Genomic DNA, 12,935 nt, shown 5'->3' on the forward strand with positions numbered 1-12,935 from the left:
AGCTTTGCCGTGGGATCTCCATGATAATAAGCAATAAAACCGTGCGCATATTCGTGAATTGTAATAGCTATTAATATTGCCGGTATGCTCCATATAATTCCAAAAAGGTTATCTAACATAAAATCAAATAATTCCTTTTATCAATAATCTTTTTACGAAAGATATTTCTTCTTCTCTATTATTCAATGTACCATTCATTTGTAAATAAAATATTAACTTTAATATTTTAGCATAAATAGGACCTGGCTTCATTCCTAAATTTGTTAAATCTTTTCCAGAAAGAAAAATAGTTGTTTTTTTGTATATAGTTAGGTATTTTTCAACTCTTTCTGTTATAAGGTTGTCTTCATATTTTTCTAATAATATTATTAACAATAACTCATTAGACTTATTATGCAAGTTGTAGTATATATGGCTGGGGGATAATGGTTTTAGCTTCAAAAAGTTGACGATAAACTCTTTACAACTCATTATACTATTTAATATGTTGATAGTATTTTTACTCAGTTCAATTTTTTTGCTTATACTTTTAATGTCTAATTGAGAAAATAGTAAAAAATAAAAAAGATACAAAATACTTTTATTTATCCTTTCATCAGGAAATTTTTTAGACCAAGATCTAACAAAATTTTCAATTTTAATAAATCTATCAATTAAATCTGGAGATATGGATAAATTGGGTATAATTCCAGCAAGAATTTCCAGTTCATCCATCCTTTTTAATATTTTAACTGGATCCCTCTCCTGTAAAATTATTAAAAATTCTTCACTAAGCCTCTTTTTCCTTATTCGTGTAATTAGTCCTTCTTTAACAGCCTTTCTTAAAAATTTTTCAGTAGAATTTTCCATGGTAAAATTATACCTCTTTTCAAATCTTACAGCTCTGATAATCCTGGCTGGATCCTCTGTAAAACTGAGACTATATAATATTCTTATTTTTTTTAATTCTAGATCTCTCTGTCCACCAAAAAAATCTAATAACTTACCAAATTTTTCCTGATTTAGTTGAATTGCCATGGCATTAATAGTAAAATCTCTACGATACAAATCTTTCTTAATTGAAGCAAATTCAACTTCTGGTAAGGCAGCTGGAAATTCATAAAATTCTCTTCTAGCTGAAGCAAAGTCAATTTTTATTCCATTGGGCAATATAACAACAGCTGTCTTAAATTTTTGGTGTGTTTTTATTTTACCTTTTACCTTTTGGCAAAAATAGTGGGCAAACTTAATAGCATCCTCTTCAACTACAATATCAAGGTCTAAATTTGGAATGCCCAATAATAAATCTCTAACTATTCCACCAACCATAAAAACCGAATATCCTAAATTATCACCCAGTTTACCAATTTGTAGTAAAGCCATGAGAATTTCTCTATTAAAATATTGATACATTAAAGATTCTATTTTTTCTTTACTATATTCATACTGTTCTATGCTTTTTTCAAATAGAGAATATGATTCTTTATTGATGCCCTTTTCCCCATGTAAACTTCTAATTAAATCAGTTCTTGTTATAATTCCTTCTAATTTTCCTTGATTACTTAAAACCAAGACCCTACCTACATCATACTTAATCATTAATTCCTGTATTTCTAGTACAGGTGTTTTGAGATTGACACTGATAATACTATCGGACATGTAAACATCAACTGTTTCATTTTCATAATGATGATGCTTTGCTTTATAAATTTCTTGTCTGGTAATTATACCTACCAATTTTCCATTGCCCATTACTGGAAATCCATTATGACCATAGCGAAGCATTATTTTATAAGCCTCTTGTATAGTTGTGTTCATATCTAAGGTTTTAACTGGAGTTGTCATAATATCTTTAGCCAGTGTTTCTAATGTTATTTGTTCTTCTAATACCTGCTTGAGTTTGTTTTCTGCATCTAATAAGGAAATATTTCGTACTACAGCAGATGCTGCTTGAGAATGTCCTCCTCCTCCTAATGTTTTGAGTATTTCACCTACATTCACTGAATTACGGCTACTTCTTGCCACAACATATATTCTATTTTTCATTTTTACTAGTACGAAGATAATATCACTGTTCATAATTTCTATTAATTTGTGAGTAATTAGAGCTAAACCTTCAACATATTCTTTAACATTGGTCTTGGCGAATACAACATTAACGCCTTTAAAATACAATTCTTGAGAGGTAGAAATAAGTTGATTTAGTAATTTTTTTTGTTTTTGGTTCAGACCTATATTGGTAAATTTATTTACTGTCCTTAAATTCACTCCAATTGAAAAAAGATAACTTAAAACATCTATGTCATCTTTAGTAGTAGTAGAAAAAGAGATAGAGCCAGTATCCTCATAAATACCCAGGGCAAATAAAGTAGATTCTAAAGGTGTTATAGAGATGTTTTTTTTAATAATTATCTTCAATAATATTGTTGTAGTTGCCCCAACTTTTTCTATTTTATTTTTATTGGAAAAGATATCATTTTCTGCAGGGGGATGGTGATCATATATGACTATTGACAAGTTTTCTTTATTTAAAATCGACTCAAATTGACCTATTCTATCTCTTTGCCTAGTATCGACAATAATTAATTCTGTTATTTTTTCTAAATCAATAGTTTTTAACGAAGAAATATTTAAGGTATTTTCGTATAATAAAAGAAATTTCCTAACATTTTCTTCAATAGCACCAGGAAAAATAGCGAAAGCGTCCGGATATATTTTTTTAGCAGCAATCATAGCTGCTAGACAGTCAAAATCTGCACTGGTATGACCAATAATTACTTTCATAATATTCTATCCATTTTAAATAAAAAAAAATTAGCAATTTTGGGCAAAACAAATTTAATAGTATTTTTTTGAAACAAGTAGAGAATAAAACTAATTTTTAGATTAGCTTAGTACTTTTAATATTAATGGTTTCTTACTTATTTTTTTATCTGTGATATAGAAGGCTTTTGGGACATTTTCTTCAATTAAATTATAGCTTTCGACGTTATTATAATAAATAGTAGCTAGAGTATCATTTACATCAACCTGATCACCAATTTTTTTCCTTAGAACTAATCCCACTGATAAATCAATATTATCATCTTTTTTCTTTCTGCCAGCACCCAGTGACATTGCAGCTTGACCAATTGTTCTGGCATCTATCTTTTTAATAAAACCTCTTTTAGGAGAATAAATATTTTCTTGATATTTTGATTTAGGAAGTAAAGAAGGTTTTCTTATTTGATTTACATCTCCATTTTGGTTTTTCACTATCTCTATAAACTTATTTAAAGCCTTACCGCTTATTATAATTTTCTCTAATAAATTAATTCCATCTTGTTGTTTTTTTACAATACCACCAGCAACTAACATATATGAACCAAGGAAAAGACATAACTCTTTTAAATCTGATGGTCCCCTGTTATTTAATAGTTCTATTGCTTCTTGAACTTCTAGAGAATTACCGACAGCATATCCTAATGGTTGATCCATAGAGGATATAACTACATATGTTTTTTTATTATTACTTTTTCCAATGTTCACCATTATTTTGCCTAAAGAAATTGCATCTGAAATATTTTGTAAAAAAGCACCATTTCCAACAGTTACATTAAGCACAAAAGCATCTGCACCACCAGCAATTTTCTTACTCATAATACTACTGGCTATTAATGGAATAGAATCTATAGTGCCAGTAACATCTCTTAAAGCATAGATTTTTTTATCTGCAGGTGAAATATCAATATTCGCACTTATAATAGATGATTTAATCTTATTTATATTTTCAATAAATCTCTCAATTGGAAGATCGGTATTAAAATTTTTAATCGATTCTAATTTATCAATTGTTCCGCCTGTATGTCCTAAGGCACGTCCCGATATTTTTGGTACAGGAACTCCTGCTGCGGCAACCATTGGTATCAAGGCAAGTGTGGTTTTATCTCCTACTCCTCCTGTGCTATGTTTATCCACTTTAATTCCAGGTATTGAGTTCAAATTTAGTATTTTACCGGAGCGAGACATTGCCATTGTCAGGTTGTTAGTTTCTTCGTAATTCATGCCATTAAACCAGATGGTCATAAGAAATGCTGACATCTGGTAATCAGGAATATTTCCTTTTAAATATTCTACAATGACAAAATTAATCTCATTTTCATTCAGTGGCAATTTATTCTTTTTTCTCTCAATAATATTAATTATATCCATATTTTGAATTTATTGCCTCAGATAAAGAAATTAAATAATATTTTCTGACCTTTCTTTATTCTTATATTCTATATTAAGCTTTATTTGTTATCAAACGGTAAAATAATTTATTAATCAAAAAAATCTTTATACCATAATATTTTTGTTCACTTTAATTATAAAGATGCTATATAAAAAGAGGAATAAAAACTAACGATACAATAGACATCACTTTGATTAATATATTCATTGATGGTCCTGCTGTATCTTTAAAGGGATCACCTACTGTATCGCCAATTACTCCAGCTTGATGTGCTGCAGAATTTTTTCCACCATAATTACCTTTTTCAATATATTTTTTTGCGTTATCCCAAGCACCACCAGAATTAGACATCATAATAGCTAGAAATACACCTATAACGACTGAACCAAGTAACAAACCCCCCAATGCTTCAGGGCCAATCACAATGCCAACTACAATAGGTATAATAACGGCTAACAATCCTGGAATAATCATTTCTTTTAAGGCTCCCTTAGTACTAATATCAACACATTTTTCTGGTTCAGGCTTAGCTGTTCCTTCCTTTAAACCAGGAATTTCTTTAAACTGCCTTCTTACTTCTGAAATCATTAAAGAGGCAGTTTTACCAACTGCTTCTATTGTCATTGCAGCGAATAAAAAAGGTAAAATGCCACCAATAAAAATGCCAATTACAACCATCGGATCTGTAATGCTAATAATACTAAGGTTGACTGATTTGGTATAAGCACTGAACAAAGCAAGTGCTGTTAAGGCAGCTGAACCAATGGCAAAACCCTTTCCAATAGCGGCTGTAGTGTTTCCAACTGCATCAAGAGAATCCGTAATTTCTCGAACCTCAGGTTTTAGACCGGCCATCTCTGCAATACCTCCAGCATTATCCGCAATAGGCCCATAGGAATCAACAGATACAGTCATTCCTACAATTGAAAGCATTCCTACTGCTGCAACAGATATTCCGTAAAGTCCTGCAAAATAATTGGAAAGATATATTGCAATAGAAATAACAATAACTGGCAATGCGGTACTTTTTAATCCCAAAGCAAAACCTTCAATAATCGTAGTAGCAGCTCCAGTTAAAGATGCTTCTGAAATCTTTCTTACGGGAGAATAATCATATGATGTATAATATTGAGTAAAAAAGCCGATAGCTACTCCGGCAATCAAACCAGATATAGTAGCAAAGAATATTAATATATTACCAAATAGTATATAAGATAAAATTAAGGATGAAATAGTTACTAAAATTCCGCTTACATAGGTCCCCATATTTAATGCCTTATGAATATTTTTATCGTCTTTTGGTGAAACAAAGAAAGTTGCTATAATTACTGAAACAACACCACAAGCAACAAGAATTAGAGGGTATATAATGTAATTGACAGAGTTATACAATAAACTACCAAGAATCATACAGGAAACAATAGAGCCTACAAAAGATTCAAATAAATCTGCTCCCATTCCAGCAACATCGCCAACATTGTCACCTACATTGTCAGCTATTACAGCTGGATTTCTAGGATCATCTTCTGGAATACCTGCTTCAATTTTACCTACCAGATCCGCTCCAACATCTGCAGCCTTAGTATAAATACCTCCACCAACTCTGGCAAATAAAGCAATGGAACTGGCACCTAAAGCGAAGCCATTTATTAAATTGGGATCATCAAAAAAATAATATAAAATACCCAAGCCGATTAAACCAAAACCTGAAACAGATAAACCCATTACTGCTCCTCCTGAAAATGCAATTTTTAAAGCCTTACTAAGACCTGATTCCTGAGCAGCAAATGTAGTTCTGGCATTACTTTTAGTAGCTATCTTCATGCCTATTAAACCAGCTAAGGCCGAACAAAGGGCACCTAAAATAAATGAAAATCCGGTAATGCTACCTCTTACCCAGATTATTACTAAGCTAACAATCACTACAAAAACAAATAAAAAAGAGTATTCTCTCTTTAAAAAGGTCATAGCCCCCTTCTCAATAGAATGAGACAACTGCACCATTACTTCGGTACCTTCTTTTTCATTCAATACTTGTTTGGCTAAAATCATTGCATATAATAATGCTATAACTCCGCTTAAAATTGATAGAAGTTTTAGTACAACCATTTTGTATTACTCCTTATTTTATTTTTATAATTTTTAAATAAATTTAATCTATTACAATTATTTTATCATAACAATGGAAATGAAGGTGGTTTCCAATTTTTAAAAAAATAAAAGGAAACCACCTTCATTTTAAATACAAATAAAATGATTATATACTAATATCATTCTTTTCTTAATACAAATTATTGTTTATTTATTATTCTCCTTTAAAACTGCCTGTGCTGCTGATAATCTGGCAATAGGCACCCTAAAAGGAGAACAGCTTACATAATTTAAGCCAGCATCATGACAAAATTCAACCGAATTAGGCTCTCCACCATGTTCACCACAGATACCAATTTCCAAATTAGGATTAGTCTTTCTACCCAATTCCACACCTATTTTTACTAACTTACCAACACCTTCAGCGTCTAATACATCAAAAGGATTTTCCTTTAAAATGCCTTCTTCGACGTATTTTAATAAGAACTTTCCTTCGGCATCATCTCTACTAATACCAAATGTTGTCTGAGTAAGGTCATTAGTACCAAATGAGAAAAATTCAGCATATTGAGCAATTTCATCTGCAGTTAAGGCAGCCCTGGGTAATTCTATCATAGTACCTATTTTAAATTTTAATTCTGATTGCTCTCTAGAAATTATTTCTTTTGCTATGCTTTTTATACTTTTATAAATTGGTTTCAATTCATTAATATGACTAACTAGAGGAATCATTATTTCGGGTTTAACCTTAATTCCTTGTTTAATTAGTTCTATACTTGCCTCAATAATTGCCCTTGCTTGCATTTCATAAATTTCAGGATATAATAAACCTAACCGACACCCTCTTAAACCAAGCATAGGATTCATTTCTTGCAAGGTTTTAATGCGTTCTAAAATATTCTCTTGCTTTTCTAGTTCATCTTTATTTTCCTTGGTTATTTTTAAAGTAGTAACTTTAACCAATGTTTCTTCGTAATTAGGCAAGAATTCATGCAAAGGGGGATCCAGGAGACGTATAATTACGGGCATATCATGCATTGCTTTTAAAATTCCAATAAAATCAGCTTTTTGCACGGGTAAAAGTTTATCGAGAGCAATCTGCCGCAATTCTTTATTATCAGCAATAATCATCTCTTGAACAATGGGTAATCGTTCTGGAGCCATAAACATATGTTCAGTTCTACATAAGCCAATACCTTCTGCACCTAAATCTCTAGCTTTTTGGGCATCTTCAGGCGTATCAGCATTAGCATAAACACCAAGTCTTCTGATATTATCAGCCCAGGTAAGTAGCAATGTGAACTCTTTACTCATTTTTGGTTCTATCATCGGCACTTTCCCCTCATAAACATTACCAGTTCCACCATCAATCGTAATATAATCACCTTTTCTTATAATTTTACCATTAACTTTAAATAACCCTTTTTCAATATTTATGACAATATCATTACAACCGGCAACACATGGCATACCCATTCCTCTAGCTACAACTGCTGCGTGACTGGTCATTCCTCCTCTGCTGGTTAAAGTTCCCTTAGCTTCAACCATGCCATGGATATCATCTGGAGTAGTTTCTGGTCGTACTAAAATAACAGCTTCACCATTTTTACCCATTTCTTCTGCCTCATCGGCAGTAAAGACAACCCTTCCCAAAGCCGAACCAGGTGAAGCTGGTAAACCTTTGGCGATTGGATCTATATTAGTATTTGGATCAATTCTACGATGAAGAAGTTGATTTAACTGAATAGGATCTATTCTATTTACTGCAGTTTCTTGATCAATGATTCCTTCGTTAACCAAATCAACCGCAATCTTTAAGGCAGCTTGAGCAGTTCTCTTTCCATCTCTAGTTTGAAGAATAAAAAGTTTTCCTTTTTCTATGGTGAATTCGTAATCCTGAACATCTTTGTAATTGTTTTCTATTATATTGACTGTTTCAATTAGTTGTTTATAAACATCTGGCATATCATTCTTTAATTCCTCAAGAGGCTTCGGTGTTCTTACCCCAGCAACTACGTCTTCGCCCTGAGCATTTAAAAGATATTCTCCATAATTTTCTTTCTCACCTGTTGAGGGATTTCTAGTAAAACCTACTCCAGTACCTGAATCGTCTCCCATATTACCAAAAACCATTTCCTGAACGTTTACCGCAGTACCTAAATCATCAGGAATTTTATGAATTCTTCGATAGGTTACTGCTCTTTTATTATCCCAGGAGCTGAACACTGCTTCTATAGCCATTTTCAATTGCTTTTGTGGCTCATCGGGAAAGTATTCGCCAATTTCTTTAAAGGCTAATTCTTTATATTTTTTAACTATCTCTTTTAATCCAGCAATACTAATATCTGAATCAACCTCTACTTTCTCTTTTTCTTTGATCTCTTCCAAAATCTTCTCAAAAAGCTCACCTTTTATGCCCATCACCACATTTCCAAACATCTGAATAAATCTTCTATAACTGTCATAGGCAAATCTTTCATTAGTAGATTTTTTAATTATTCCTATAATAGTTTGTTCATTTAAACCTAAATTTAGAATAGTATCCATCATACCAGGCATAGAAATTGCCGCACCGGAACGAACGGAGACTAATAATGGCTTTTCGGTATTTCCAAAGACTTTACCAGATTGTTCTTCTAATTTCTTTAGATTTTCTTGAATTTGCTCCCATAACCCTATAGGAAATTGTTTCTCATTCTTGGTATATTCGATACATGCTTCTGCTGTAATAGTAAATCCCTGGGGAACTGGTAAGCCCATTTTTGTCATTTCTGCCAAATTGGCACCCTTGCCACCCAGTAGTTTTTTCATGTTTTTATTGCCTTCATCAAAAAAATACACATATTTTTCCATCGTTTATTCTCCTTCTTTAAAAAATAGAAAACAACTTTTTAACTTTTTAAAATATATAATAATCTTTTTATAATTCCTCAGAAAAGGGATAAGCGCAAGTTAATTGTTTATTCCTTACTCATTTAATATTGCCTTTAGCAAGGGTAATTTTTGTTAGATCAGCAACAAAAAAATATAAGTTGGCAATTGATTTTAACAGGGCTAAGCGATTATTTCTTATTTTTTCATTCTTTACCATTACCATAACCTTATCGTAAAAAATATCAATTGGTTTATTCATTTTTTCTAAGTTATTAAAAACATCGTTATAATTATTTTTTATAATTAAATTTTCAATAATTTTTTTTATTTTAAGGTAACAATTATAAAGATAATGCTCTTCTTTTTCTTGGAAAAGGGTGTTATCAATCCAGAGTTCCTGAGTATTTCTGGATAGATTAAAAGCTCTAGTAGCTGCAGTAATAGTACTGATAAAATTTGCGGTATGATAGATATTTTGAATAGCTTCAGTGCGAGCTAAAACATCAAGAATACTTTCAGGATTTTTTGCTAATACTGCGTCAATTATATCATATTTATATTCTCTTTCTAAAAGGAGATACCGTAAGCGTTGAAAAATAAAATCTTTTATATCTTGAATATTAATTCTACTATTTATAATTTTTTGTTCTGTTAAATTCTTATCTGTTAACAGAAGATTAATATTTAAATCAATTATATTATTTATAGAAAAATTCATTTTATATAGTAAAATAATATTGATAATCCCTAGCGATTGTCTTCTTAAAGCGTAGGGATCTTGAGAGCCATCAGGTACTAAATCGTTAATAAAACAGGAGGTTATATTATCTAATTTATCAGCAATACTAAGAATGCTGCCGGTCATAGCTGTTGGAAATTTATCACCAGAAAATCTGGGTAAATAATGTTCATAAATTGCGATAGCTACCTGGGGATCTTCTCCCTGATGAAGGGCATATTCTTTTCCCATGACTCCCTGTAATTCAGGAAATTCTTTTACCATTTCAGTAACAAGATCCGATTTGCATAACTGAGCAGCTCTTTCTAATATTTGTAGTGAATTGTTACTTAACTTGAGTTCTTCACCAATTTTTTTAGATAAGGCTATTAATCTATCAACTTTATTATAAACGGTTCCTAAATTTTCCTGAAAAATAACATTCTTCAACTTTACTATATTGCTATCCAAAGGCTTTGAACCTGACTTGATGATTTTTTGATCTTCCTGGTAAAAAAATTTAGCATCTTCTAATCTCGCTCTTAATACTCTCTCATTTCCCTGGACAATAGATTTTATATATTTATCCTCGTTACCGTTAATGACAACTAAAAAGAAGGGCAATAAGGAACCATTCTTACTGTAAATAGGAAAATATTTTTGATGTTTAATCATAACTGCTTTTAATACTTCTACGGGTAAATCAAGATATTTTTTGTCAAACTTACCCAATAAAACTTTTGGATATTCTACTAAATTTTTAACTTCATCTAACAATGATTTTTCTATATATTCTTTACCATCATTGTTTTTAATTATAGACACGATTTGGTTTTGTATTTTTTCTTTTCTGATTTCAGAATCAATAATTACAAATTGATCTTTTAAGATATTAAAATATTCATCAGCATCATTTATTTGTATTGGTTCTGGTGCAAGAAGACGGTGTCCATAGGTTGTTCTTCCAGAAGTTAAGTCATCCAATTTTAGGGGAATAATTTTGTTATTATATAAAGCTAATATCCATCGTATTGGTCGAATGAATTTTATAGAGGTAATTCCCCATCTCATAGATTTAGGTAAATTAATATTAGTAATTAGATTTAAGCAAATCTCTGGTAATAATAACTCTGATTTTTTACCCTTAATTACCTTTTGGGCAAATAGGTATTCTCCTTTGTTGCTTTTTTCAATTATCAGTTCTTCTATCTTAACCTGATTTACCTGGGTAAATTTAATTGCAGATTTTTGTGGCTTTCCTTCTTTATCAAAAGCAACTGCAACTGTCGGTCCTTTAATCTTATGTAAGATATCTTTTTGTTGTGTGGCAATACCTTCTATAGAAACAATTAAACGTCTTGGAGTTCCAAATGTGTAAATGGTATGATAATCAATATTAAGTTGCTCTAGAAGTTTTTTTACATTGTTCTTTAAATTTTTTAAAATATTGTCGATGTATGCTGAAGGTATCTCTTCAGTTCCAATTTCCAAAATAAATTTATTCATCATCCAATCCTTGTATTAAGGGATAATTTAGGTTCTCTCTTTCTTCAATATATAACTGTGCACATTTTTTGGCTAATTCTCTTACCCTTGCTATATAACCAGTTCTTTCTGTAACACTTATAGCGCTCCTAGCATCTAAAAGATTAAAGGTATGAGAGCATTTCAATGTATAATCATAAGCAGGAATAGGTAGTTTTTTTGAAATTAGTTGTTGCGCTTCTTTTTCATACATACTAAATAAAGAAAAAAGCATTTTTATATCAGCTACTTCAAAATTGTATTTGGACTGTTCTATTTCTACCTGGTGTTGAATTTCACCATAAGTAATATCATTACTCCAGAAAAGTTCATAAATATTATCTTTTTGCTGTACAATCATAGCTAGGCGCTCTATTCCATAGGTAATTTCAACAGGTATAGGATTCAAGTCAATTCCTCCTGCTTGCTGAAAATAAGTAAACTGAGTAATTTCTAAACCATCTATAACTACTTCCCATCCTAATCCCCAGGCACCCAGGGTTGGGGCTTCCCAATCACCTTCCATAAATCTGATATCATGTTCTTTTCGATAAATACCAATCTTTTCCAGGCTTCCTAGATATATATCCTGAATATTCCAAGGGGAGGGTTTAATAATAACCTGAAATTGATAATGTTGTTGAACACGATTGGGATTATCACCATAACGACCATCAGCAGGTCTTCGGGAAGGTTCAACATATGCTGTTTTCCAGGGTTCTGGGCCAAGGACTCTTAAAAATGTCGCTGGATTCATGGTACCTGCTCCTACTTCAGTACCATAAGGCGTAAGAATAATACATCCCTTCTTACTCCAATACCTTTCTAAATTAAATATAATTTCCTGTATATTCACTTTTTTCTTCCTTTTTAATGAGATATTCAAGGAAATATTTCCCCTTGAGGATTCCTTTAATTAATCTCAAATGTAATATTTATTAGTTCCTTGAAAAATTCCTTGTTTCTAAAACAAGATAGGTATATTTATAAATTACTAGGAATTACTTAATCTATTTTAAATTCTTAGGGAGTGAGCTCACCTGCAATTCATGCATCTATTTTTTGGAACAATTTTGGCTATTTATCAAAAAATTCTTGACAATCTTTCTAAAATAGATCCATTTTCAGAGCATCTTAATCTTATAAAATCGGATGCTCAAAATTATTATATAGAATATATTATAAATAAAATCCCTCTCTTGTAAAATAATAAACTTTTTATTTTTTAGTTATGGAGAGGGATGAAAAATAAAATTACAACAATAATATTAGTTTTCCTAGCTGATTTCTCTAATCAATCCTTAGCATAAAATAATTATAACTTTTTGTTTTTAATACAATAAATATAGCAAAATCATTTTATGATGTCAAAAATATTATTAATAATTCTATTGATACCATTATGTTACTGTATTACTTTCATGATGTGTTTACACATCCAGTTCTTTCCTATAGAAATAGGATACTATTTATCCGGGTTATGGTAAAGCTAATTTACGCTTACCATCTAAAAATTTCTGGTAAGGTATTTTACCT

6 protein-coding genes are annotated in these 12,935 nt (G+C 31.0%); all 6 read right to left on the reverse strand.

Features of this window, described 5'->3' with window-relative positions; all coding sequences use genetic code 11:
• Positions 1-123: 123 nt before the first annotated feature.
• The gene (locus tag PHD84_09385) at positions 124-2,763 is read right to left on the reverse strand and encodes a CBS domain-containing protein (protein ID MDD5638008.1); all 2,640 of its coding nucleotides are present in this window, start codon (positions 2,761-2,763) and stop codon (positions 124-126) included.
• A gap of 102 nt (positions 2,764-2,865) precedes the next feature.
• Positions 2,866-4,170 (reverse strand): thymidine phosphorylase, encoded by a 1,305-nt coding sequence (locus PHD84_09390; GenBank protein ID MDD5638009.1) that lies wholly within the window; start codon positions 4,168-4,170, stop codon positions 2,866-2,868.
• 166 nt (positions 4,171-4,336) lie between these two features.
• Positions 4,337-6,301, reverse strand: coding sequence for a sodium-translocating pyrophosphatase (locus PHD84_09395; protein ID MDD5638010.1), 1,965 nt, complete (start codon positions 6,299-6,301; stop codon positions 4,337-4,339).
• A gap of 189 nt (positions 6,302-6,490) precedes the next feature.
• Positions 6,491-9,136: a pyruvate, phosphate dikinase gene (gene ppdK / locus PHD84_09400; protein ID MDD5638011.1), complete on the reverse strand. Its 2,646-nt coding sequence runs from the start codon at positions 9,134-9,136 to the stop codon at positions 6,491-6,493.
• 118 nt (positions 9,137-9,254) lie between these two features.
• Positions 9,255-11,381, reverse strand: a complete 2,127-nt coding sequence (gene glyS, locus PHD84_09405) for a glycine--tRNA ligase subunit beta (GenBank protein ID MDD5638012.1) — start codon at positions 11,379-11,381, stop codon at positions 9,255-9,257.
• A complete protein-coding gene (glyQ, locus tag PHD84_09410; GenBank protein ID MDD5638013.1) occupies positions 11,374-12,255 on the reverse strand; it encodes a glycine--tRNA ligase subunit alpha in 882 nt (293 codons plus the stop codon). Before glyQ ends, glyS begins: the two co-directional genes overlap by 8 nt.
• Positions 12,256-12,935: the final 680 nt, after the last annotated feature.

The organism is Atribacterota bacterium (genome assembly GCA_028717805.1).
GTDB lineage: Bacteria > Atribacterota > Phoenicimicrobiia > Phoenicimicrobiales > Stramentimicrobiaceae > Stramentimicrobium.

Bases quoted from the DNA above. Each gene is read 5' to 3' on its own strand.
- PHD84_09385 (MDD5638008.1), bottom strand. From the start codon at position 2,763: ATGAAAGTAATTATTGGTCATACCAGTGCAGATTTTGACTGTCTAGCA.
- PHD84_09390 (MDD5638009.1), bottom strand. From the start codon at position 4,170: ATGGATATAATTAATATTATTGAGAGAAAAAAGAATAAATTGCCACTG.
- PHD84_09395 (MDD5638010.1), bottom strand. From the start codon at position 6,301: ATGGTTGTACTAAAACTTCTATCAATTTTAAGCGGAGTTATAGCATTA.
- ppdK (MDD5638011.1), bottom strand. From the start codon at position 9,136: ATGGAAAAATATGTGTATTTTTTTGATGAAGGCAATAAAAACATGAAA.
- glyS (MDD5638012.1), bottom strand. From the start codon at position 11,381: ATGAATAAATTTATTTTGGAAATTGGAACTGAAGAGATACCTTCAGCA.